The sequence below is a fragment of the Arthrobacter sp. 754 genome (assembly GCF_040548695.1).
GTDB lineage: Bacteria > Actinomycetota > Actinomycetes > Actinomycetales > Micrococcaceae > Arthrobacter.
This window is the reverse complement of record NZ_JBEPSC010000002.1, coordinates 671390-694565: the sequence shown is the minus strand read 5'-3', so window position 1 is coordinate 694565 and position 23176 is coordinate 671390. Positions and strand designations below refer to the sequence as shown.

18 protein-coding genes are annotated in these 23176 nt (G+C 66.5%); 3 read left to right on the top strand and 15 right to left on the bottom strand.

The window, feature by feature from the left end:
• Nucleotides 1–4: 4 nt before the first annotated feature.
• Nucleotides 5–1051, bottom strand: a complete 1047-nt coding sequence (tdh, locus tag ABIA70_RS08560) for an L-threonine 3-dehydrogenase (protein WP_354147160.1) — start codon at nucleotides 1049–1051, stop codon at nucleotides 5–7.
• Nucleotides 1052–1189: 138 nt separating this feature from the next.
• On the opposite strand from tdh, the gene ABIA70_RS08555 reads away from it, so the two are divergent.
• Complete coding sequence (locus ABIA70_RS08555; RefSeq protein ID WP_354147159.1) at nucleotides 1190–2101, top strand: LysR family transcriptional regulator; 912 nt, start codon at nucleotides 1190–1192, stop codon at nucleotides 2099–2101.
• A gap of 53 nt (nucleotides 2102–2154) precedes the next feature.
• On the opposite strand, the gene ABIA70_RS08550 is transcribed toward ABIA70_RS08555, so the two are convergent.
• From ABIA70_RS08550 to ABIA70_RS08530, 5 genes are all read right to left on the bottom strand, one after another.
• Nucleotides 2155–2772: a hypothetical protein gene (locus ABIA70_RS08550; protein ID WP_354147158.1), complete on the bottom strand. Its 618-nt coding sequence runs from the start codon at nucleotides 2770–2772 to the stop codon at nucleotides 2155–2157.
• 184 nt (nucleotides 2773–2956) lie between these two features.
• Nucleotides 2957–4465, bottom strand: a complete 1509-nt coding sequence (gene gatB / locus ABIA70_RS08545) for an Asp-tRNA(Asn)/Glu-tRNA(Gln) amidotransferase subunit GatB (protein WP_354147157.1) — start codon at nucleotides 4463–4465, stop codon at nucleotides 2957–2959.
• Nucleotides 4465–6060: an Asp-tRNA(Asn)/Glu-tRNA(Gln) amidotransferase subunit GatA gene (gene gatA, locus ABIA70_RS08540; protein ID WP_354147156.1), complete on the bottom strand. Its 1596-nt coding sequence runs from the start codon at nucleotides 6058–6060 to the stop codon at nucleotides 4465–4467. Before gatA ends, gatB begins: the two co-directional genes overlap by 1 nt.
• A 3-nt stretch (nucleotides 6061–6063) precedes the next feature.
• Nucleotides 6064–6360 (bottom strand): Asp-tRNA(Asn)/Glu-tRNA(Gln) amidotransferase subunit GatC, encoded by a 297-nt coding sequence (gatC, locus tag ABIA70_RS08535; RefSeq protein ID WP_354147155.1) that lies wholly within the window; start codon nucleotides 6358–6360, stop codon nucleotides 6064–6066.
• Nucleotides 6361–6507: 147 nt separating this feature from the next.
• Entirely contained in the window at nucleotides 6508–8007 is a 1500-nt protein-coding gene (locus ABIA70_RS08530; RefSeq protein ID WP_354147154.1) for a CitMHS family transporter, read from the bottom strand.
• 225 nt (nucleotides 8008–8232) lie between these two features.
• Between ABIA70_RS08530 and ABIA70_RS08525 the strand changes: the two genes are divergently transcribed.
• Nucleotides 8233–10140, top strand: coding sequence for a sensor histidine kinase (locus ABIA70_RS08525; RefSeq protein ID WP_354147153.1), 1908 nt, complete (start codon nucleotides 8233–8235; stop codon nucleotides 10138–10140).
• Nucleotides 10133–10795 (top strand): response regulator, encoded by a 663-nt coding sequence (locus ABIA70_RS08520; RefSeq protein WP_354147152.1) that lies wholly within the window; start codon nucleotides 10133–10135, stop codon nucleotides 10793–10795. Before ABIA70_RS08525 ends, ABIA70_RS08520 begins: the two co-directional genes overlap by 8 nt.
• 130 nt (nucleotides 10796–10925) lie before the next feature.
• Here ABIA70_RS08520 and ABIA70_RS08515 read toward each other — a convergent pair whose 3' ends face one another.
• The 9 genes from ABIA70_RS08515 to ABIA70_RS08475 form a co-directional block, all read right to left on the bottom strand.
• Nucleotides 10926–12515 (bottom strand): HNH endonuclease signature motif containing protein, encoded by a 1590-nt coding sequence (locus ABIA70_RS08515; RefSeq protein WP_354147151.1) that lies wholly within the window; start codon nucleotides 12513–12515, stop codon nucleotides 10926–10928.
• A gap of 107 nt (nucleotides 12516–12622) precedes the next feature.
• Nucleotides 12623–13006, bottom strand: a complete 384-nt coding sequence (locus ABIA70_RS08510; RefSeq protein WP_354147150.1) for a RidA family protein — start codon at nucleotides 13004–13006, stop codon at nucleotides 12623–12625.
• Between the two features lie 38 nt (nucleotides 13007–13044).
• Entirely contained in the window at nucleotides 13045–13557 is a 513-nt protein-coding gene (locus ABIA70_RS08505) for a GNAT family N-acetyltransferase (protein ID WP_354147149.1), read from the bottom strand.
• A 26-nt stretch (nucleotides 13558–13583) separates the two neighbouring features.
• Entirely contained in the window at nucleotides 13584–14402 is an 819-nt protein-coding gene (locus ABIA70_RS08500) for an inositol monophosphatase family protein (protein WP_354147148.1), read from the bottom strand.
• Nucleotides 14399–16720 carry an NAD-dependent DNA ligase LigA gene (gene ligA / locus ABIA70_RS08495; protein WP_354147147.1) on the bottom strand — a complete coding sequence of 774 codons (2322 nt, stop codon included), beginning with the start codon at nucleotides 16718–16720 and terminating at the stop codon, nucleotides 14399–14401. The genes ABIA70_RS08500 and ligA overlap by 4 nt, the downstream gene beginning before the upstream one ends.
• A 128-nt stretch (nucleotides 16721–16848) precedes the next feature.
• Complete coding sequence (locus ABIA70_RS08490) at nucleotides 16849–17112, bottom strand: WXG100 family type VII secretion target (RefSeq protein WP_354147146.1); 264 nt, start codon at nucleotides 17110–17112, stop codon at nucleotides 16849–16851.
• Between the two features lie 165 nt (nucleotides 17113–17277).
• Nucleotides 17278–17862, bottom strand: a complete 585-nt coding sequence (locus ABIA70_RS08485) for a hypothetical protein (protein WP_354147145.1) — start codon at nucleotides 17860–17862, stop codon at nucleotides 17278–17280.
• Nucleotides 17863–17984: 122 nt separating this feature from the next.
• Nucleotides 17985–22430 carry a type VII secretion EssC family protein gene (locus ABIA70_RS08480; RefSeq protein WP_354147144.1) on the bottom strand — a complete coding sequence of 1482 codons (4446 nt, stop codon included), beginning with the start codon at nucleotides 22428–22430 and terminating at the stop codon, nucleotides 17985–17987.
• Complete coding sequence (locus ABIA70_RS08475) at nucleotides 22427–23131, bottom strand: hypothetical protein (RefSeq protein ID WP_354147143.1); 705 nt, start codon at nucleotides 23129–23131, stop codon at nucleotides 22427–22429. The genes ABIA70_RS08480 and ABIA70_RS08475 overlap by 4 nt, the downstream gene beginning before the upstream one ends.
• Between the last annotated feature and the right edge of the window lie 45 nt (nucleotides 23132–23176).

The following is a 23176-nucleotide window of genomic DNA, read 5'->3' as shown; positions in this document are numbered from 1 at the left end:
TTCCTTAGAGTTCAGTCCAGTCGAGGACAACTTTGCCGCCGAGGCCGGCGCGGGCAATCTCAAAGCCTTTTTCCCATTCGGCGGCGGGCAGCTTGTCCGTGACCACAGCGGAAATGGCGGCGTGCAGCACCGGGTTGGAGGAGAGCATGGCGCTCATCGCGTACCAGGTCTCGTACATCTCACGGCCGTAAATGCCTTTGAGGGTCAGCATGTGCGTGACCACTTTGGCCCAGTCAATGGTGATGTCCTGGCTGGGCAGGCCGAGCATCGCAATGCGCCCGCCGTGGTTCATGTTCTCGATCATTTCAGGCAGGGCCGTCGGATGGCCCGACATTTCCATGCCGATGTCGAAGCCCTCCCGCATGCCCAACTCACGCTGGGCCTCCCTGATACGGGTGGCCGAAACGTCGATGGCGAGGTCAACACCCAGCCGGCGTGCGAGCTCAAGCCGCGGCTGGGAAACGTCCGTGATGGCGATCTTGCGTGCACCGGCGTGGCGGGCGACGGCGATGGCCATCAAACCGATGGGACCGGCGCCGGTGATGAGCACGTCCTCGCCCACCAGCGGAAAGCTGAGGGCGGTGTGGACGGCGTTGCCGAACGGATCGAAGATGGCACCCAGTTCCGGTGTGACCGACGGATCGTGGTGGACCCAGACATTGGTCTCGGGAATCACCACGTACTCCGCGAACGCGCCGTCACGCTGGACGCCGACGCTGACGGTGTGGATGCACATCTGGCGGCGGCCGGCCCGGCAGTTCCGGCAGATTCCGCAGACCACGTGGCCTTCGCCGGACACCCGGTCCCCCACTTTGACATCGCGGACGTCGGCGCCGGTTTCCACCACTTCGCCGTAGAACTCGTGGCCGGCGATCAGCGGGGCTTCGATCATGCCCTGCGCCCAGGTGTCCCAGGACTGGATGTGGAGGTCTGTGCCGCAGATCCCGGTGGTCATCACCCGGATTTTGACGTCATCGGGGCCGGTTTCCGGTTCCGGGCGGTCAACGAGCTCGAACCCGGCATGGGCGCCGGACTTGTAGAGGGCCTTCATCGGCTTCCTAACTTCTTGGCAATCGCCTCGCGGTTCGGGGGCGGAGATCTTCCTTCATTAGAGCCACTGAAGAAGCATTAGCACAAGCAGTAATTCCTCAATCGACGATGAAGTTCGGCTAATGCGTAGACTGACCAGATGGAAATTCATCAGCTGGAAATCCTCCGCGAGCTCGGTGCGCTGGGCAGCGTGAAAGCTGTCGCCGAAACCCTGATGGTGACCCCCTCGGCAGTCTCCCAGCAGCTCGCACTGCTGCAGCGGAACGTCGAGGTCCCCCTGACCCGCAAGGAGGGCAGGAACCTGGTGCTCACCGAGGCAGGCCAGGTGCTGGCCGACGCCGGTGCCGCCGTCGTCAGTGCCATGGCCGACGCGCGGACCGCGATCGGCGCCTATCACGGGTCACCTGTTGGCCCGGTGACCATCAGCGGGTTCCACAGCGCGGGCCAGGCAATGTTCGCCCAGCTGGCGCGGCGTCTCGATGCGCCCGGCCAGCCGGGAATCCAGCTGTCCGACGAGGACGTGGCGCAGCAGGACTTCCCGGCGCTCACGGCGCGGTACGACCTGGTGCTGGCGCACCGGATGGACCACAGTCCGCGTTGGCCCCGGGAGCGGGTGGCCGTGATCCCCCTGGCCCATGAACCGCTTGACGTAGCACTCCCTGCAGGCCACCGGCTCGCCGGCCAGGACACGGTGACCGCGGCCGACGTCGTGGGGGAACCATGGGTGACCAGCCACACCGGGTACTCCCCCGCCGACGTGCTGTCCGCCGTCGCGGCCGTCTCCAGCAGGGAACTGAACATCGTCCACCGCATCAACGACTACTCCATCGTGGCGGCGCTGGTGGCCGCCGGTGGCGTGTTGGGCCTGCTGCCACGGCACACGGCGCGGCCGGTGCTCAACCCGGGCATCGTGCTGCGGCCGCTCGAAGGCATCAGCACCAGACGGCGGATCGACATCCTGGCGCGTCCGGAGAACCTGAAGCGCCGCTCGGTGATGATTGTGTGCGAGGCGCTGCAGGCCATCATGACCGGCCTGGTGGAAGACAGCTGACCGCAGGTCTTTTGCAGGCGGCTGGTCTTTTGCGGGGCGGCTGGTGCAGGCGGTCAGCTGCCGCTTCCGGACTCCTTGGGCTTGCCCGGCCCGTGGCCCTTGCCCATGCCTTGGCCCATGCCCTTGCCCAGGCCCTTGCCTATTCCCTTGCCCGGACCCGTTCCGGCACCTTCGACGATGTTCCGCGCAGTGACGTCGTTCCCGTTTTTCACGCCCGTGACCCTGACGGTCTCACCCGTGGCGATCTCTTCAATGGTGACCTCCGAGGGCCGCAGCCGCTTGCCGTCCTCGCCCGTTGCCGGCGTTCCGTCCGCTTTCGGGGCCGGGAACTTGATGATCCGGGTGTCGGCGTTGACGGCATAGCTCTGGGAGAAGCCGTCCTCGCTTTTCACGGTGACCGATGTTGCGCTGACGGCGTCCACGGTGCCTTGCTGGCTCAGCTCGGTTTCGAAGGTCCCGTCTGCCTTCTTGACCACGCTCTCGCTGTGCAGGTGCTGGGGCCGCTGGGCCTTGTCCTTCTTTGCCGCGCCCGGCTCCGACGGCGACGCAGACGGGGAGGGTGCCGGGTCGGAGGCTGACCATGCGATCGCCACGCCCGTTCCGGTCAGCGCAAGCGCCACCATGCCGGCCAGCAAAGCCTTGCGGATTTTCAATGGTTCCCTGACCGACATCGCCGTTCCTCCCACGCATCTGCAGGGCCGCTGTGCCCTGGATCTTCAGTGTAGGGCCGGGAAACGCCGCTGAACACGAGTACTTTGCGGGCTGTGCAATGTGAGTACTGCTTAACGCCCAGCCGGGTTAACGCCAAACCGGGCCACAGCGTCACTGTGGCCCGGTTGGGTTAAATCAGACCAATCAGCCTTCGACGCCCAGTTTTTCAAGGATCAGCTCGCGGACACGGGCGGCGTCGGCCTGCCCGCGGGTGGCCTTCATCACGCCGCCCACGATCGCGCCGATGGCCTGGAGCTTGCCGCCTCGGATCTTCTCGGCAACGTCGGGCTGTGCGGCCAGTGCCGCGTCGATGGCCTCCAGCAGGGGGCCGTCGTCGGAGACCACGGCGAGGCCGCGCTTCTCAACGATTTCCGCCGGGGTGCCCTCGCCGGCGAGCACGCCGTCCAGGACCTCGGTGGCCATCTTGTTGTTGATCTTGCCGTCCTCCACCATTTTGCTGAGCTCCACGATGGTGGCGGGCGCAACGCCCAACTGGCCGGGATCGACGTCGGCGTTCTTGGCACGGCCCACGATCTCGCCCATCCACCATTTGCGGGCCACGGAGGCGGAAGCTCCGGCAGCGATGGTTTCCTCGATCTCGTCCATCACGCCGGCGTTGACCACGTCGCGGAATTCCAGATCGGAGTAGCCCCAGTCAGCCTGGAGCCGCTTGCGGCGCGCCGCGGGCGGTTCGGGCAGGGTGGCGCGGAGTTCCTCCACCCATTCGCGGGAGGCAACGATCGGAACCAGGTCAGGCTCCGGGAAGTAGCGGTAGTCATCGGCGTCGGACTTGGCCCGGCCCGACGTCGTCGTGCGGGTGTCCTCGTGCCAGTGGCGGGTCTCCTGGGTGACAGGCACGCCGGAGTCCAGGACGGCCGCATGCCGCCGGATTTCGTAGTGGACGGCGTGTTCGACGGCGCGCAGCGAGTTCACGTTCTTGGTCTCGGAGCGGATGCCGAAGCGTTCGCGGCCGTGCGGGCGCAGCGAGACGTTGGCGTCGCAGCGCACGTTGCCGCGTTCCATCTTCGCGTCGGACACCCCGAGGTTCTTGACGATCTCCCGGACCGCTGCCACGTAGGCCTTGGCGAGTTCGGGGGCGCGGGATCCTGCGCCCTGGATGGGCTTGGTGACGATTTCCACGAGCGGAACACCGGCCCGGTTATAGTCCACCAGTGAGAAGTCCGCACCTTGGATGCGGCCGGTGGCCCCGCCCATGTGGGTCAGCTTTCCGGCGTCCTCTTCCATGTGCGCCCGCTCGATCTCCACGCGGAAGATGGTGCCGTCGGAGAGTTCGATGTCCAGGTAGCCGTCGTAGGCAATCGGGTCTTCGTACTGTGAGGTCTGGAAATTCTTGGGGGTGTCCGGGTAGAAGTACTGCTTCCGGGCGAAGGTGCAGGATTCGGCGATCTTGCAGTTCAGGGCAAGGCCGATCTTGATCGAGGACTCGATCGCGGCCTTGTTCACCACGGGCAGGACGCCGGGCATGCCCAGGTCCACCTCGTTGACGTTGGTGTTGGGCTCGTCGCCGAACACGTTGGGCGCAGAGGAGAACATCTTGGTCTTGGTGTTGAGCTCAACGTGGACCTCGAACCCCAGGACGGGATCGTACTTCTCCATCGCCTCTTCGAAGCTAAGGGTTGCTTCAGTGATCATTATTTTGCCTCCTGGGTTCCGACAAGTCCGGCCACCGGTTGCGCCGCAAGTTCAGGGGCCTGGGCCAACAGCGGGCCACCCCACTTGGCCTCCAGCAGTGACTCCAGGACAGCACCCACCCGGTAAAGGCGGGCATCTTCCCGGGCCGGAGCGAGCAGCTGGATGCCCACAGGCAGGCCGTCCTCGTCCGCCAGGCCGCCCGGCAGGGTCAGCCCCGGCACGCCGGCGAGGTTTGCCGGGATGGTGGCGACGTCGTTGAGGTACATCGCCAACGGATCGTTCAGCTTCTCCCCCAGCTTGAAGGCCGTGGTGGGAGCCGTCGGAGAGATCAGGACGTCGGCCACCGTGAAGGCTGCGTCGAAGTCGCGCTGGACCAGGGTGCGGACCTTCTGGGCCGAACCGTAGTAGGCGTCGTAGTAGCCGGCGCTCAGGGCGTAGGTGCCCAGGATGATGCGGCGCTTGACCTCGTCGCCGAAGCCGGCGGCACGGGTGGCGCCCATGACCCGTTCAATGGTCATGGGGCCGTCTTCGGGCAGGACCCGCAGGCCGTACCGGACGCCGTCGAACTTTGCCAGGTTGGAGGAGGCCTCCGACGGCATGATCAGGTAGTAGGCACCCAGGGCGTACTGGAAGTTGGGGCAGGAGACCTCAACGATCTCGGCGCCCGCCTGCTTCAGCAGCTCCAGGGAGTCGTTGAAGCGGTTCTCGACGCCGGCCTGGTAGCCCTCGCCGTGGAGTTCCTTGATGATGCCGATCCGCATGCCCTCGACGTTGCCGGTCCGGGCGGCCGCAACGAGGTCTGCCAGCGGGTCGGGCAGGGAGGTGGAGTCGTGGGGATCGTGCCCGCCGATGACCTGGTGGAGGAGGGCGGAGTCAAGGACGGTCCGCGAGACGGGTCCGATCTGGTCCAGGGAGGAGGCCATGGCGATCGCGCCGTAGCGGGAAACACCGCCGTAGGTGGGCTTGACGCCCACGGTTCCGGTGACGGCGCCGGGCTGGCGGATGGATCCGCCGGTGTCGGTCCCGAGGGCCAGCGGTGCTTCGAAGGCAGCGACGGCGGCAGCTGAACCGCCGCCGGAGCCGCCGGGGATCCGGTCCAGGTCCCACGGGTTGCGGGTGGGCCCGTAGGCGGAGTGCTCGGTGGAGGACCCCATGGCGAATTCGTCCAGGTTGGTCTTGCCCAGGATGGGCATCTTGGCCGCGCGGAGCCGCTTGACCACTGTGGCGTCGTACGGGCTGTGCCAGCCCTCGAGGATCTTCGAACCGGCAGTGGTGGGCTGGCCGATGGTGACAATCAGGTCCTTGACGGCGATGGGCACGCCGGCGAGTTCGTGGAGTTCCGCTGCTGCGGCGCCGCCGGCTGCGCGGATGGCATCAACCTCGGCGGCAACGGCGAGCGCTTCCTCGGTGTTGACGTGCAGGAAGGCGTTGACGCCGCGTTCGCCGCCGTCAACAGCTGCGATCCGGTCAAGGAATGCCTGGGTGACCTCGACGGAGGTGACCTGGCCGGATGCCAGCATTCCGGCCAGCTGCGCGGCGGAGGAACGGATCAGGCGCTCTGCGCTGATGGACCCGTTCTGGTTCTGTTCAGTCATTGGTTATTCCTCATCCAGGATTGCGGGGACCTTGAATCGGTTCTCATCCGAATCCGGTGCGCCCGAGAGTGCCTGCTCAGCCGTGAACGTGTGGCCCACAACGTCCTCGCGGAACACATTGCTCAGCGGGATCGGGTGGGAGGTGGCCGGGACGTCGTCACCGGCGGCTTCACTGACTGATTTGACCGAATCAACGATGACGGCGAGTTCGCCGGCCATCCTGTCCAGCTCTTCGGCACTCATCTCGATGTGAGCGAGCCGCGCGAGGTGCGCGACGTCGTCACGGTTGATCGCAGCCATGGATCTCCCCTGCAAAGTTTGAATTGTTTTCCGAACCAGTCTAGTGGGGAAACGTCAGTGCCCGTCTGACGACCCCCAGCGGGCTTCAGACGGGCACCTCGGTACCGTGGTCCCGGCCACGGGGGGCCGGCCACAGGCAGGATAAGACTAACCGATTCCGATGGCCCCGGTAAGCATCCCCACACCGAGCATCACGAGGGACACCACGGCAGTGCGCCAGAGCACCTTTTTGTGGTGATCGCCCAGGTCAACCTTGGCCAGGGAAACGAGCAGCAGGATGGCCGGAACCAGCGGGCTCTGCAGGTGGAACGGCTGGCCGGTGATGGAGGCGCGGGCCATTTCGGCGGCACTGATCCCGTAGTGCCCGGCGGTCTCGCTCAGCACGGGCAGGACGCCGAAGTAGAACGCATCGTTGCTCATGAAGAACGTCATGGGGATGCTGAGGACGCCGGTGATGACAGCCATGAACGGGCCCATGCTCGTGGGGATGATCTGCACCAGCCACGCGGACATTGCCTCCACCATGCCGGTCCCCTTCAGGACGCCGGTCAGGACGGCGGCGGCCATGACCATGCTGACCACAGCCACGATGGACGGTGCGTGCGCGATCAGCTGGGCGCCCTGGTCCTTGACCCTGGGGAAGTTCACCAGCAAGGCAATGGCGGACGCCACCATGAAGACGAACGGCAGCGGAACGACGTTGGCAACCAGCACCACCATGACCGCGACGGTCAGGCCCAGGTTGAACCAGAACAGCTTGGGACGCAGCGTGGAGCGGTTGGGGTCCAGGGCCGTGTCGGCCATGGCGGTGTCTTTGTCGTCCACCAGCGTTTCGGTGCGCTCCAGCACGGCCACCGATGAGCCTCCGACGGCGGGAGCGCCGGTTCCGGGAGCACCGATGCCGGGGGTGCCGGAACCCAAGCGTCCGCGGCCTGAGCCCGGACCGCCGGCGGAGGTGCCGCCGTCGCGGGCTTCAGCGCCGCCGTCGAACTTTCCAGCTGTATCCGGCACGCCCCAGATTTCCGGTTCGGTGGCGCGGAGGCGGTTGCGTTCCTGCATACCCAGCAGCCAGGCGAAGGCAAAGACCACAACGAGGCCGGCGATGAGGGACGGGATCATGGGGACGAAAACGTCGTTGACGTCGAGCTTCAGGGCGGTGGCGGCGCGGGCAGTGGGGCCGCCCCACGGCAGGATGTTCATGGTGCCGTTGGCCAGGCCGGCGACGCAGGTGAGGACCACCGGGCTCATCTTGAGACGCAGGTAGACCGGCAGCATGGCCGCGGTTGTGAGGATGAAGGTGGTGGAGCCGTCGCCGTCAAGGGACACAGCGGCAGCGAGGACTGCGGTACCGAGCACCACCTTGGCGGGGTCATTGCCGAGTTTGCGGAGGATGCATCTCACCAGCGGGTCGAACAGGCCGACGTCGATCATCAGGCCGAAGTAGATGATGGCGAACATCAGCAGCGCCGCGGTGGACGTCATGGACTTCATCGATTCCAGGACCATGCCCCCGATGCCAAGTCCTGCACCTGCAAAGAGGCCAAAAACGGTGGGGACGATGATCAGCGCCAGCACTGGCGTCAACTTCTTCGTCATGATCAGCACCATGAATACCGCGATCATGGCGAATCCAAGTAATACCAGCACGGCCGGCTCCTTTTGTGAACGGCGACACAACGGCGTGACGCGTGCTACAGACGATATGGTGGCGGACGTCACGGCTGTGCCTTTCGCTCAATTGATTGGCATACTGCTTATTCAGAGCATTTTGCGCATTGTGCTCACGCAGGGAGTGCGGCCGAATGCGGCCCCTGCGTGAGGGTCTCCGTGTAGTGCCCCACCCGTCAAAGATGCGCTTTCCAAAGGAGGATCATGCAGCGTCCCGCACCCCGGCCGCCGTTGCGGTTCTCGACCCAGACCCTGCTCCTGCAGTTGGGCGTGGTCCTGCTGGTGGTCCTGCTCAGCGCCGGCGTGCACACGTGGCTGACGTACGGCAGGATCGGCGACGAAGCCGAAAACCAAGCCCTGACGCTGGCACGCACCGTAGCCTCGGACCCCTCAGTACGGGCCGAGGTGCTGGCCATCAGCGAACAGGCCGGCACTCCCCCGCCCGCGGAACTCCGCACCGGGCCGCTGATGGCCACCGCTGAGGCTGTGCGCACCCGGACCGGTGCACTCTTTGTGGTGATCACCGACGAGACCGGGCTGCGGTTGGCGCACCCGGACCCCGGCCGGCTGGGCGAGAAGGTCAGCACCGATCCCTCCGAGGCCCTCGCTGGCCGGGAGGTGACCACGCGCAACACCGGCACGCTCGGACCCTCAGCCGGCGCCAAAGTCCCCGTCTATGCGCCCGGGACAGAGACCATTGTGGGTGAAGTGAGCGTCGGATACTCCATGGAGAGCGTCGGCCAGAGCGTTGCGCGGGACGTCGGACCGGTAGCCCTGGCGGCTGCCGGGGCGCTGCTGACCGGCGTGCTGGCGTCGTTCCTGCTGCGGCGCAGGCTCCAGCGGCTGACGCTGGGCCTTGAGCCTGAGGAAATAAGCACCCTGGTCCACGACCAGGTGGCTGTGCTGCAGGGTGTGGACGACGGCGTCATCGGGGTGTCGGCCGATGGCAGGATCAGCGTGTTCAACGCCGCCGCGCAGCGCCTCCTGGATCGGGGGGACCTGGCCGGGACACCCTGGGCTGACGCGCCGGTGCCGGACCGGCTCAAGGACCTGACACTTCCGGATGCCACGGAAGGGGACGCCATTGAGCTGGTGGCTGGCGGCCGGGTACTGGTGGCCAGTGCCCGCAAGGCCCTGCACCGCCGCGAGGACCTGGGCTGGGTGATCATGCTGCGCGACCGTACCGAGCTGCAGCAGCTGACCCGGCAGCTGGACGCCGTGGGCACGATGTCAACGGCATTGCGCGCCCAGCGCCACGAGTTCGCCAACCAGCTGCACACCATCGCCGGGCTGATGAGCATCGGGCAGCACCAGCAGGCCCGCAACTACCTGGCCGGACTGGCCGCCACCGGTCCGCTCAAATTCCCTGTGGACCAGGCTGAACTGCTGCAGGACCCCTACCTCCAGGCCTTCGTGGGCGCCAAGGGTGTTGAGGCGGACGAACGCGGAGTGACGCTGCGCATCGGCCCCGAAACCCTGGTCCGCGGGCAGGTCACTGAGCCGCAGGACGTGACCACTGTCCTGGGCAACCTGATCGACAACGCGGTGAACGCCGCCGTCGCAGGCTCTTCCCAGGAGCGATGGGTGGAGCTTGAAGTACTCGATGAACCGCACGACGACGGCGGAACGCTGCACATCGTCGTCGCCGACTCAGGCGACGGGTTGGGCGCCGGAACGGACGCTGAGGCCGTCTTCGTCGAAGGATTTACGACGGCGGCACCCGCCACGAATGCCGGTTCAGTGGCTGCGGGGTCAGCGAGTTCCGGGGTCAGCCGTTCCAGCGGTGGCCAGGGGCTGGGACTGGCTCTTGCCCGGCAGCTGGCCCGCCGCCGCGGCGGCGACGTGAGGGTGCTGGAAGCCGGCTCACCGGGCGGTCCGGGCGCGGTGTTTATGGCCTCACTTCCCGGCACCACAGCAGGAAGCACCACTGCGGGTAGCCCCGCTGCTGGTAGCCCCGCTGCGGGGAACAACACGGCTGAGAACAAGACGGCCGGGAAAAGCACAGCCGGTACCGCGGCAGCGTCAGGCAGCGGCATAGCTGGCGTGGAAACACCCGGCACCGGGCACACCGCCGGCATCAGGGACACAGTTGGAGAGGATAACGATGCCTGAGGACTACAGGGTATTGATTGTGGACGACGACTTCCACGTTGCGAAGCTACACGCCGCCTATGTGGATTCGGTGGCGGGGTTCCTCGCCCTTTCGCCGGTGGGTTCGGCGTCGCTGGCGTTGCAGGCCATCCACAGCCTGCGCCCGGACCTCGTGCTGCTCGATGTGTACCTGCCCGATGCGTCCGGCCTGGATCTGCTGCAGCAGCTCGACGTGGACACGATGATCCTCAGCGCGGCGTCCGACGCAGCGTCTCTGCGCGTTGCCTTCCGTCGCGGCGCCTTGGGATATCTGCTGAAGCCGTTCACGGCCGAATCCCTCTCCCAGCAGTTGAGGTCCTATGCCAGATACCGCCGTATCCTGGGCCAGCCCGGCGTGCTGGACCAGGAGGCAGTGGAACGCGCCAAACGGGCCCTGATTCCCGGCGACGTGACGCCGTCGGCCAAGCCCCGCTCTGCCACGGAAGCCGCCGTCCTGGAGTCACTCGTTCCCGGTGAGCAGTACTCGGCCGCTGAAGTCGCAACGCGCGTAGGCGTATCCCGGGCCACGGCGCAACGCTACCTGTCCTCGCTGGCCGACGACGGCGCCGTCGACATCCAGCTGCGCTATGGAACCACCGGCCGTCCTGAACACCGCTACGGCCTTCCAGTCCAGTAGGGCAGGCCGACCCAGCGGAAGTCATCGTCAGCCCGCAGCCGTCAGGCACCGGTGTGTCGACCGGCAGCGTCAGCCCTCACGTATCAGCGGTAAGCGCGTCCTCGGGCGGGCCTGAGAAAGCATGCAACCCTCAGGGGTCAACCGGTATCGCACCCTGGGGCGGCCCTGAGAAAGCATGCAACCCGGTACCGGCGGAAAAGCTCACGGCCGGCAGGTGAAGCTGCAGGTCTTCCAGCAGGTCTTCCGGCCAATGTGGTGGTTCCCAGTCGGGTTGTTCGCTGGCGTAGCGTCTGCCGGTGGGTGAGATCCAGCCGGGTGGTTCGTGTTGGGTGGCGGGGCCGGGTGTCCAGCCGCCGGTGTGGCGGAGCTTGTGGTGTTTGGGGCAGGGTTGGGCGAGGTTGGTGATTCCGGTGGTGCCGCCGTGTGCCCAGGCGAGGAGGTGGTCTGCTTCGTTGTCCAGGGATTGGTTGTGGCAGCCGGGGAACGGGCATTTCCCGTCCCGGAGGCGCAGCCATTGGCGTTGGGCTTTGGTGACGGGGTAGCTGGTCCGGCCGATCTCCAGCGGTGCCCCGTCCCTGGGGTCGATCAGGACCCGGTGGAAGGAGGTGGCGCCGTCCGCGATGAGCCTGCGTGCCATGGTGACAGGGATCGGCCCGAACCCGTCCAGCATCGCCGGTTCGGCCGTGGCGCCGAGGAGGGACATGAGGGGCACGGTGAGCAGGACCTGCGCACGGGGTGACGGCACCCGCCCCGCGGCGCTTCCGTCCTTGCCGCCACCAGTGGTTCCGCCCCCGCCAGTCTGGCTGGCCATTTCACCTGTGCCGCCGGAGCCGGCGGGAAGCAGGGTGTCCGCGTCTCCACAGAGGAGCAGGGTGGCGGTGATGTCGGCTCGCATCTGGGTCATGGTGCGGTCCTCGTCCGGGCCCTGCAAAGCGCGGGCGTCGGCGGTGGTCCGGTTCCAGATCCCGGCGGCCTGGTCCGCGGGCAGGTACGCCGAAAGCCACGCCATCCCGTCCCGGTCCGGCCGGTATTCCAGCCGCCGGTCCGCAACACTTCTGGTGTGGCGTTTTTCGATGCTGACCGGATGGTGGCGTTCGCGCCAGATCCGGGCCTTGTGCCTGAACCGGGAGGCGACCAGTTCCCCGGCCGGGCAGCCCCGGGCGGGGTTCTCCGCCCCGGGGTCCAGGAAGTGCGCCTCCAAAGCCTGAGCAGCAGAAGCGTCCAGGTTGCCGGTCTCATCCACCATGACCCGGGCATGCTGCCACGAAATTGCCCCTGCCTGCAGAGCGGAAAGGGTCAAGGGTAAATCAGTGGTCAGGGCCTGGGATTCGGCCAGCAGGGCCCCGGCGGTCCGTTCGCCGACCGTCAGCACACACGCGACCTCGGCCACGACCGCCATCTCCTGCGCCCGATCAGAGGTATCGGGGGACGCCAACGCCTGGGCCATGCCGGCATACCCGGCTGCCGCGTGGACCGCCACGGCGGCGACCTGCGCGTTGAGCCGGGCGGTCAGGGCCAGCGTGTCCAACCAGCCATCGGCTTCCCGGCGCAACGGATCATCAGCAGCACACCCAGCCAGCCGGGCAGAGTCCGCGTTCCCGCTGAATCCGGCAGGCCCGACAACCGCGGCGGAATCCGCGCCGGCCTTAGCCGCAGCGAGCAGCGCCGCGGCGGAGGCACAAACAGCCTCCGCCGCCTCAACCGCCGCCCTGTTTCCCATACCAACATCATCCCGCGGGGCACCGACAAAAACCGCGAAGCATCAGGCCTATGTGGATAACCTGGGCCAGCGGATGACCGTCACATCCTCAGTGTTAGCCGGCGCTGTCAGCTGGCGCTCTTCTGGGCCACAAGTTCGATCTCCACGAGCATCTTCGGGTCCAGGAACGGCAGGACGTGCACCAGTGCGAGCGTAGGACGGATCTCGCCAAAGACCTCGCCGTGGGCCCGGCCGGCCTCTTCCCACTTGCTGATGTCCGTGAGGTACAGCTTGGACTGGACGACGTCCTCGAAGCTGAAGCCGGCGTCGGCCAGCACTGCCCCGAGCTTCTGCAGGATGAACTGGGTCTGGGTGTAGAAGTCCTCGCCCACAATGCCGTCCTCACCGCTGGCGGCCGTGGCAGAGATGAACAGGGTGTTGTCCACCTGGACGGCGCGGGAGTAGCCGAGCGTCTGTTCCCAGACGGAGCCGGTGCCGAACGTTTTGCGCATGGTGGGCCTTTCAGAGCTGAAAATGAGTCGGCACCACTTTAGGGCGGCTGGACGTCGAGCCGGTAAACCAGCAGCTTTATGTCGGTGCCCGGAACCAGCCAGTCACGTTCCGGGACGCGTGTGAAGCCTGTTTTCCGGTACAGTCCGTGGGCGCTCTCCCACGTCTTGCCGGTGGTGAGGGCAACCGCTTTGATTCCTGGGAGGGACCGGGCGTGGTCGATGATGGCTTCCACCATCGCCTTGCCGGCGCCGCTGCGCTGAATGGCGGGGTCCACCACCAGCATCCGGAACTCCAGCTCATCCGCCAACGCGATGTCGGCGTAAGGTTCTCCTGCGACCGCCAGGGTCACTGAGCCCACTACGTGCCCCTCACGCTCGGCAACCCAAATGGTGGCCTTCGCTGCACGCTCGGCAACTTCCTGCACCTGCCGCATGTAGGGGTGGTCCGGGCTGTCGAAGTAGCCTGCTGCGAGGTAAGAGTCCCGGGTGATGCGGGCGATCGCGTCGAAGTCTGCCTCAACGGCTGGTCGGATGGTTATCTGCGGCTGCACCTGACAATGTTAGTGGCCGCACCGGATCAAAGCGGAAACTTCCCCGACAGTTCCAGTGTTCCGGCGCAGGTCCAGGCCGCGAGCCTGTCCGCATCGGCGGGTCCGCCGTCCAGCGGACTGTCCAGGCGGGGCCGGCGGACCCAGCAGCCGGCTTCCTCGGCGATCAGGGCGCCGGCGGAGAAATCGTGTTCGTTGAGCCCGCGTTCACCGTAGGCGTCGTGGGTACCATCGGCCACCAGGCACAGGTCAAGTGCGGCCGAGCCCAGCCGCCTGACGTCGGCGAAGCCGTCCATCAGCTCACCCAGCAAAGCGGCCTGCTCCGTGCGGACGGCGGGATCGTAGCTGAAGCCGGTGGCCAGAATCTGGCCTGCCCGGCCGGCCACGGGGCCTTCCAGCTGCGTCACCTGGCCGCGTTCCTCCAGCCACGCCCCCTGTCCCCGCGCTGCGTAGTAAACGCGGTTCAGCGCAGGCGCGTGTACGACGCCGGCCAGCCAGACGCCGTCGGGGTCCGCCACTGCCACAGAGGTGGCGTAGTAAACGATGTTCCGGATGAAGTTGGTGGTGCCGTCCAGCGGGTCGATGGACCAGCGGTAGCCGCTGGGTTCCGCCGGCCGCGTGGTGCCGTGCTCCTCCCCGGTGATGGTGTCCTGCGGCCTGGCAGCGGTGATCGCATCCCGCACCGCGTTCTCAGCGGCCACGTCAAAGGCGGTGACCCAGTCGCCCGAGTCCCCCTTGTTGCTGACTTCCAGGGCATCGCCGTTCCGTGAGGCCAGGACGGCGGCGCCCGCGGCGGCGGCCCGCCTGGCCACCCCAAGCAGCTCGGTGACGAGGTCCGGGTGGTTCACTCGGCCTCATCCGGTGCGCCCACAGCGGCGACGTGGCCGTCGTCGTCGTCGGTCGCAGCAGAGTCAGCGGCTGCTGAGTCAGCGGCTGCAGAGTCGCCGGCCGCAGACGGGCCGTTGGCCAGCAACTCCCGGAAACCGTCTTCGTCCAGCACCGGGACCCCCAGCTGCTCGGCCTTGTCCAGCTTGGTGCCGGCATTTTCGCCTGCCACCACGTAGCTGGTGTTTTTCGATACCGAGCCCGCGGCCTTGCCTCCCCGGACCAGGATTGCTTCCTTGGCTTCGTCCCGGCTGAAGTTCGGAAGCGAGCCCGTCACCACAATGGTCAGGCCTTCCAGGGTGCGCGGGGTGGACTCGTCCCGTTCGTCCTCCATCCGGACACCGGCTGCCGCCCAGCGGTCAATGATTTCCAGGTGCCAGTCCTCGGCAAACCATTCCTTGAGCGCAGCCGCGATGGTGGGGCCCACGCCGTCCACATGGGCCAGGTCTTCCTCCGAGGCGTTCCGGATGGCGTCCATGGTGCCGAAAGTCTGGGCGAGGGCCCGGGAGGCCCGCGGACCCACGTGCCGGATGGACAGCGCCACCAGCAGACGCCACAGCGGCTGGCTCTTTGCTTTTTCCAGTTCCTTGAACAGCTTCTCGGTGTTCGCCGTGGGTCTCGACGGGGACTTGGCGGTGCCCTTACTGAAGAAGTAAGGCACCAAATCGAACTCGCCGGTGGCCACTCCCTTGGAGCGCTTTTCACGCCTGATCCGGACGTTCGCCAGGTCCTCGGGGGTGAGGTCGAACAGGGCAGCCTCGGTGGTCAGGGGCGGCACTTCCGGCTCGGCCGGCTGGGTGAGGGCGATGGCGGCTTCCCAGCCAAGTGCCTCGATGTCGAACGCCCCGCGGCCGGCCAGGTGGAAGACGCGTTCGCGGAGCTGCGCCGGGCAGGACCGGGCGTTGGGACAGCGGATATCCACGTCGCCTTCCTTGCCCGGGGCAAGCGGAGTTCCGCACGAGGGGCATTCGGTGGGCATCACAAAGTCCCGGACGGGCGGGTTCTGCTGATCCCGGAGGGCAAGCACGGGACCAACGATCTCCGGGATGACGTCGCCGGCCTTCCGCAGGACCACGATGTCGCCGATTTTCACGCCTTTGGCTTTGACGACGTCCTGGTTGTGCAGGGTGGCCATTCCCACGGTGGACCCCGCCACCTTCACCGGCTCCATCACACCGAACGGGGTCACGCGTCCGGTGCGCCCAACGTTCACGGCAATATCAAGGAGCTTGGTGTGGACTTCTTCCGGCGGGTACTTATACGCGACGGCCCAGCGCGGCACCCGGGTGGTGTAACCCAGCGCGCGTTGGGTGGCGAGATCGTCAACCTTGACCACAATGCCATCGATTTCGTGCATCAGGCTGTGCCGTTTATCGCCGAAGCGTTTGATGAAGGCAAGGATCTCCTCAAGGCTGCCGAGCACCTCGAAGTAGGGGCTGACGGGGAGGCCCCACTGCTCCATCACGGCATAGGTCTCGGACTGGCTCCGGGTCTCCAATCCTTCCCGTGCACCGATGCCGTGGACAAACATCCGCAATGGACGCTTCGCAGTTTCCGCGGGGTCCTTCTGCCTGATGGAGCCGGCAGCGGCGTTCCGCGGGTTGGCCAGCGGCGCCTTTCCGGCCTCGATCAATGCTTCATTGAATTCCGCGAAAGCCTTGGAGGGAATAAAGACCTCGCCCCGGACTTCCATCTCGGGCGGAAAGCCGGTGCCGCTCAGTTCCTGCGGGATTTCCTTGATGGTGAGCACGTTGTGCGTGATGTCCTCACCGGTGGTGCCGTCCCCGCGGGTGGCTGCGCGCACCAGTTTCCCGTCACGGTACAGCAGGTTGACGGCCAGGCCGTCGATCTTCAGTTCCGTCAGCCAGGCCGGCCCGGCCGTGCCGTTGCCGATCTTGGCGACGGAGGCCTCGGCTTTGGTGATCCAGGCTTCCAGCTCCTCAAGGGAGAAGACGTCTTCGAGGCTGTACATGCGCTGCAGATGTTCGACGGCGGCAAACGCGGCTGAGACTTCGCCGCCCACCTCCTGCGTGGGCGAGTCGTTGGACACCAGTTCAGGGTGGAGCGCCTCGATCTCCTCCAGGCGGCGGAAAAGTGTGTCGAATTCGGCGTCCGAGACCAGGGGTTCGTCTTCCTGGTAATACGCGAACCGGTATTTCCGGACGAGGTCAGCGAGGTTTTCGTATTCCTCACGCACTGACCCGGAGGGAACGGCGTCCGGCTCGGTCGGGTCATCGGTGCTGGCGACTGTCTTCCCTGCGGGGCCCGGTACTGTGCTCACAAACCTATCTTGCCCTACCGGCGGCATCTCTTGCCTTACCCCGGCTGACAACTGACGCCGGACAACGCCGGAGGGCCCGGACACTGTGCTGTGTCCGGGCCCCCGCGGTGAATTTGTGGTGCTGGTGTCTAGCGTGAAGCCTGGTCCTGCTCGTTGGCGTTCTTGGTGGCCTTCTGGCCGGCTTCGTTCAGCGCCTGGATGACCTGGTTCAGCGCGCTGGTGTGGGCGCCGTTCCATTCGCTGCGGAAGTGCTGTGCGTCCGGGCCTTCCCAGTTGGTGCTCTCCAGCACGCGGCCAAGGTTGGTCCGCTGCTGCTCGATCTCCGAAGCACCGGCCTTCAACTTGTTCCCCAGAGTCCTGAGCTGCTCTACATCTGCGCCCCAAATAGCCATCAGTTTCTCCTCATATTCTTGGATCCGAACTCGTCGGCATCCCCAGCGGCCCCCGGCTCATCCGGAAGATCCATTACCTAGAACCTATCCCGGCCCCAAAACACTGTCGATGGGCACCGCTGCCCATCCAGCACTCCCCATCCAGGTCAGTGCGACCCATCCAGGTCAGTGCGAGGAGAGCCGGTTCCGGCCCCACCAGGCGAATGCCAGCCCTGCGACGCCCACCAGCAGCACCCCGGCCATGATGGCCAGCAGCCCGGGGCTGCCGAAGAGGCCGGAGCCGTCGTTCCGTGACACGGCGGCGGCCTGGGTGGGCTTGGCCGACTTGGTGACGGGTTTGTTCCAGTTCGATTCCGTGGACGGGGTTGCGGACGACGGCGACGGGCTGGGGTCGGTGGTGGTGGGCGAGGCCGAGGCCGTCTCCTCGGTTGGCGCAACGATGGGTTCCGGCGCCGTGGTGGCGACCGGTTCCGGGGCTGCGGGTGCCGGCGCCGCCGGTGGTGCAGGAGGTGCCGGTGCCGGGGCAGGGGGCTCGATGGTGGGCTTGGGGTCCTGTTTTCCGGGGTTCCCGGGCGGTGTCTTATCCCCGGAATCGACGAGGATTACACCGCAGTTGAGCAGGCACGACGGGGTGGGTTCACCGGTTTCAGCATGCGCCGGAACAGCCGCCGAGAGCCCCAACGTCAGCGCCAGAAACGCACCTGCAACAGTTGCGGAGACGTCGCGGAGCACAGCGGAGGATCGGATCATGTTTACCTTTTCGACGGCGCGCGGCACCCCTCCGCGGCGAACTTGTGTTTCCCGTAGTCTCCTACAGCGCACAACGGGGCCGCAAATCCCCCGGTTCCCGGCCCCGCCGGAACAGCCGGCTTTCAGTCCCTGTTTTCGGGCGGCAACGCGACCTGCAGTTTTCGTGCCTTGCCGCGTCCCACAATGTAGCCCCGGCCCGGAATGAACTCCGGACTGACCCGGCCCAGCGACGTATTAAGCAGGCTGTCCCCTTCAATGTCCCCCGGGTTGATGAGCAGGCCCCGGCGCCCGGATTTGAAGGGCTGGGACAACGACCAGGCCGAGGACCAGGTTGAGGTTTCGGACTCACCGATCACCCACTGGTCGGCTTTGAGCGACGCCGTCACAAGCTGCGAGACACCCGATTCGGCCACGGAATCCGTGAACTCGGTCAGGCCTTCAATGAAGATCGCCACCTTGCCCGGATTGCCGCTGGAGTGCGCGATCAGGTCCTCGACGACGTCGGCAAGGTCATCGGCACCCACCACCGACCGGTTCCAGACCGGGAGCGAGGCCACCGCTGACCGGCGGGAACCGATGTAGACAAGCTCCGTGTCAGGGTTGGACCGGCGCAGGGCGTAGGCGAGGCTGACCAGCGCCACCGTCCGGCCTGCCCCCGGCGGACCTGCCAGAAGGAGGGTGCCCTTGGCCATGATCACGGCGGGCTGGAGGGTTTCGTCGTCGACACCGATGACCGGCAGGTCCGGGCTGCCGGCGGGAAGAACGTCCAGATCCACCTGCTCCGGAAGCCGCTGGATTTTCGGTGCCTGCTCCAGACCCTGGCGCAGCATTGCCTGACTGAGCTTGTGGACCTCGCGGGCCTGCAGCGCCAGGTTGGAGTTGCCGCCCAGGACCGCCAGTTGGACCTCAAGGCCGCCCAGCAGGCCACGCCCCGGCGGCGACGAACTGCTCAGGACGTCCTTGGGAACGTCCATGGAGAGGTAGTCCTCCTCGGAGGAAAGCCGAAGTACCAGCCGGCGCTGGATCGATGCGAGCAACGACGCCGGTACAGAGTTGGGACGGTCCCCGGTGACCACGAGGTGGATTCCGAGGGGACGGCCGTCCGTGGCCAGCTGGAGGAAGATGTCCCACAGGGCGGACAGCCGGCTGTATTCATAGGTCTCACGGAAGGCTGACATGCCGTCCACCAGCACGAAAATGCGTTTTTCGTCCGGCCTGTCGGCGAGGGTCCGGTATTCGCCGATGGTGGACGCCCTGACGTCGGCGAACTGGGCCGACCTTTGGTCAGCAATGTCCCGGAGCAGGCGGAGCAGGCGGCCGACGCGTTCGACGTCGTCGCCGCTGATGATCTCGCCAACGTGCGGCAGGTCTTCGAGCATGCTTAGCCCCGAGGAACCGCAATCGATCCCGTAGATGTGGACCGGCCCGCCGCGCGGCGTGACCGCAGCGGCAATCGCGATCCCCCGGAGGGCAGCGGACTTGCCGGAGCCGCCGGTGCCGTAGATGGCCATGTTGCCGTCTTTGTCCGGTTCGTAGAACACCGTGGGCTGTTCCTGGCGCGCGGGGTCATCCGCAACACCGAGCAGCAGCCGCTCGTCAGTGCGGGGGTTGGGCAGCAAGGAGAAGTCGTAGGTTTTGGCAAGCTCGTCAAGCCAGGGTTTCCGCGGCGGCCTGATGGCCAGCGAATCAGCGGCGCTGACGATGTTGGTGGTCATCCGGGAGATGTCGTTGGGTCCGGCCGGGGCTTCCCTGACGGGTTTCTCCGGGGCAGGGGCCTCCCAGCTGGGCCCGGAGCCGAACGCCATTTCCACGATGTCGATCTGGGGCCGCTGGGGTTTCTCGGTGGTCCAGCCGCCGGCGTAGCCGGTCTGGAATCCCTGGATGCGGCCTGGGCCGGTTTTGGCCGCGCCGCGGCCCGGGATGGTGGGGTCGAAGTAGGCCGCGTCAGGCACTCCGAGGATGTCGGTGGCGTCGTCTTCATCAGCCATGCGCAGGGCAACCCGGAGGTTGGTGTTCGCGCGCAGGCTGTCCTTGATGACGCCGGCGGGACGTTGCGTGGCAAGGATCAGGTGCAGGCCCAGGGACCGGCCGCGGGCGGCCACATCCACCACCCCGTCCACGAATTCCGGTACCTCGGTGGCCAGTGCGGCGAACTCGTCCACGACGATGACAAGGTACGGCGGGGCCTCGGGATCGGCTTCGCGCTGGAGCGCCAGCAGGTCCTTTGCCTTCTTCCGGTTCAGCAGATGCTCACGGTAATGCAGCTCCGCCCGGAGGGACGTCAGGGCACGGCGGACCAGGTGCTGGGACAGGTCCGTGACCAAGCCAACGGTGTGGGGCAGGTTGAGGCAATCGGCGAACGCCGCGCCGCCTTTGTAGTCGACGAACAGGAAGCTCACCCTGTCGGGGCTGTACGCGGCGGCCATGCCCATGACCCAGGACTGCAGGAACTCGGATTTGCCGGCACCGGTGGTGCCGCCCACCAGTGCGTGCGGTCCCTCGTTCTTAAGGTCCAGGTAGAGGGGTTCGATGCCCTTGGAACCCACCAGCGCGCGGAGGGTGCCGTTGTCCTTGCGGTTCGGCACGGCGGAGGCGTGGACGGAATTGTTCTCCACCCAGCGCTCCGCCACGGCCTTCGGATTGTCCAGGAAGTCCTTGCCGATCAACGTGGCATAGGAGACCGCGCGCGGCAGGTCGGAGTCGTCGCTGACGGGTTTGCCGACGTCGACCACCGGCGCCAGCATCCTGGCCAGCTGGGCGGCCAGTTCGGCGTCGAGGCTTTCACAGCTGACGGGGTAGGAGTGGCGCCCCAGGCGCACCTGCCCGGTGGTGGTGCCATTCTCGCCGTCGACCACCATGAAGTCCCGGCAGGCAGCCGGGAGGGCCTGGATGTCGGTTGCCACCCACATCACGTGCACGCCGGAGTCAGGCCCCCGCTCAGCGAGGCGGGTCAGCCTGCCACGGTCAACCGGGGCGTCATCCTCGACGATGACCATTACTGCCGGCAATACCGGGGCCGGGAGCTCGTCCCTGGCCGGGTTGATTTCCGCCCTCGGCTCGGGGGCTGAGCGTCCGGCCGTGGCTTCCCTGGCGTCGAGCAGGTCCTCGAGCCTGGCCAGCAGGGTTGAGCCGCTGGCAGAGCCTGCGGCAAGGTGGTCCCCGGCGAGGGGGCTGTGGCCCGAGCCAACGTGGGGCAGCCATTGCAGCCAGTCCCAGCGCTGCCGGGACTGTGCCGACGTAATGGCGGTGACCACGGCTTCCGCCGGCGAGTGCAGTCCCACGAACTGCAGCACCATACCGCGGGCGACGTCGTCAACGAGGCCGCGCGCCCCGGCAACACCGAAGGACCCCGCGGCCCGCAGCTGCGAGACCACCGGGACGCCTTCGATGTCCTGGAACTGCTTGAGGCAGTCCTGGATCTCGCGCATGTGCTCAACTTCGGTGTCGTTGCTGGCCGGTTCATCGAAAATGATGCGTGAGGGGCTGGTGCCGAGCCCGAACCTCAGGCCCAGGAAGCCGATGTGCTCCGGGCGGTGGGTCCATAGCAGAGGGCCCAGTTTGTAGATGGAATCCACGGTGTCGCTGACTGATGGGGCTTCCTGCAGGCGGACTGCGCGTTCCACATGCTGCAGTTCGGTGATGTCCTGGCGGAAAGCGGCCATGGATTCCCGGAAGTGCTTGAGCTGTTCCTTCTGCTGGCGCCTGGCCTGCATTTTGTGGTCCACGTAATGGCCCACAATGAACAGCGGCATCATCATCATGAACACCACGGACAGTACGTTCCCGGTGGTGGCGAACATGATTCCGCCCATCAGGAGCGGGGCCATCAGCATGATGTAGGGGAACGGCTGGTGGTCCGGCCTTTTGGGCCCGGCCGGAGGCACGCGCTTGGGGGCCTCGAAGCGGGGAACCACGCGCGGGGAGCGGTTGAAATCGACAAGGGGCGACGTCGGTGCTGCCGCATGGTTGCGGCCCAGCGGAACCACTGTGAGCGTTGTGTCCCCCAGCGTCACCGTGTCCGAAGAGTTCAATGTTGCCCGCGTGACGGGAAGGCCGTCCATCAGCAGCCCGTTGGCCGAGTTGGTGTCAACGATTTCCACGCTCTCGCCAACGGTGATGCGCGCGTGGCGCTTTGACGTCAGTGGATCGGAGAGCCGGATGTCCACGTCCCGGTCCCGGCCGATGTAGCTGGTGCCGGAGGGCAGCGAGAATTCCTGGCCGACGTCGGGCCCTGAAAGGATCCGTAGCGTCGCAGCGGCGGGGCCTCGGTTGGCGCCGGGGGCGTTGAAGAGTTCGCTGACCTCGGTCAGCGACACCACGGAACCGGGGCGAAGGCCCGACTCCAGAAGGTTGTCCGAACGGGAAAGGACATTGCCGCGCATTCCGCCGGCCACAAATGCCTCGTCGATACGCAGCGAAAGGTTCTCCGGCGGCGTCGAACCCTTCCGTTCGGGATCGGCGGCCCACAGTTGGGTGGCGATGTCCGCCACTGTGGCCAGTCCGTCGACCGTGACGGCCAGGTCCTTCGTTTCCGCCGGGTCCCGGCGGAGTGTCAGCCGGATCCTCATCCTTCGTCCACGCCCCTCATCTTTTCAAGCAGGGGCAGGTCCTCGGCGGTGACCAGATGCGAGGTGACCGCATGTTCGACGAGCCTCGCCCGCCGGTTGGTGGCCAGCTTTCCGCCGCCGCCGCGAAGCCCCACCACACCTACCCGGTCAAGTTTGTCGCAGACGTTGTCCAGCTTCCGGTTGAAGCGGGTGAGGGCCCAGCCCAGGGTCTTGGCCGCTGCAGCCGAGGACGGGATGGCGCTGAAGCCCGTCCCTTCGCGGCGGAGCATGGGTTCTGCGAGCGCCACAATGAGTGCCCGCTGGGAATCGGTGAAAACCACGGGGCCGATCGTGGTGTCGCCGTTGCTGTCGTCCTCGCGTGATTGCTGGCGGAAGGACGGGGTCTTGAGGTGTACGGCGAACTCGTAAGTGGTAGGGCCGGCGGTGAAGATGACATTGGTGTGGCTGAACACCAGCGGTATGCGTGCACCCGGCGACAGCCAGGCCTGCATGCCTCCGGAGCCGTCGGCGACAGTCGCGGAGAGCATCCTGCCCACGTTGCTGAGCCACCAGATTCCGTCGTAGCGGGCCACCTGCAGGAACTGACGGTGAAGATATGGGTTGTCGTCCACCTCAAGATCGCCTTCGCGGCCGATATTGAAGATTTCCTCATCGGACGGTTCGTACCATTCACCACAGAAATCTATTGCTAGATCCCCCATTTTCCGTGCCTCCTTGTCGGGCCTGGCCCGCGTTCGCCCAGCGTT

Coding starts and splice junctions, on each gene's coding strand:
- tdh (WP_354147160.1), bottom strand. CDS start 1,051: ATGAAGGCCCTCTACAAGTCCGGCGCCCATGCCGGGTTCGAGCTCGTT.
- ABIA70_RS08555 (WP_354147159.1), top strand. CDS start 1,190: ATGGAAATTCATCAGCTGGAAATCCTCCGCGAGCTCGGTGCGCTGGGC.
- ABIA70_RS08550 (WP_354147158.1), bottom strand. CDS start 2,772: ATGTCGGTCAGGGAACCATTGAAAATCCGCAAGGCTTTGCTGGCCGGC.
- gatB (WP_354147157.1), bottom strand. CDS start 4,465: ATGATCACTGAAGCAACCCTTAGCTTCGAAGAGGCGATGGAGAAGTAC.
- gatA (WP_354147156.1), bottom strand. CDS start 6,060: ATGACTGAACAGAACCAGAACGGGTCCATCAGCGCAGAGCGCCTGATC.
- gatC (WP_354147155.1), bottom strand. CDS start 6,360: ATGGCTGCGATCAACCGTGACGACGTCGCGCACCTCGCGCGGCTCGCT.
- ABIA70_RS08525 (WP_354147153.1), top strand. CDS start 8,233: ATGCAGCGTCCCGCACCCCGGCCGCCGTTGCGGTTCTCGACCCAGACC.
- ABIA70_RS08520 (WP_354147152.1), top strand. CDS start 10,133: ATGCCTGAGGACTACAGGGTATTGATTGTGGACGACGACTTCCACGTT.
- ABIA70_RS08515 (WP_354147151.1), bottom strand. CDS start 12,515: ATGGGAAACAGGGCGGCGGTTGAGGCGGCGGAGGCTGTTTGTGCCTCC.
- ABIA70_RS08510 (WP_354147150.1), bottom strand. CDS start 13,006: ATGCGCAAAACGTTCGGCACCGGCTCCGTCTGGGAACAGACGCTCGGC.
- ABIA70_RS08490 (WP_354147146.1), bottom strand. CDS start 17,112: ATGGCTATTTGGGGCGCAGATGTAGAGCAGCTCAGGACTCTGGGGAAC.
- ABIA70_RS08485 (WP_354147145.1), bottom strand. CDS start 17,862: ATGATCCGATCCTCCGCTGTGCTCCGCGACGTCTCCGCAACTGTTGCA.
- ABIA70_RS08480 (WP_354147144.1), bottom strand. CDS start 22,430: ATGAGGATCCGGCTGACACTCCGCCGGGACCCGGCGGAAACGAAGGAC.
- ABIA70_RS08475 (WP_354147143.1), bottom strand. CDS start 23,131: ATGGGGGATCTAGCAATAGATTTCTGTGGTGAATGGTACGAACCGTCC.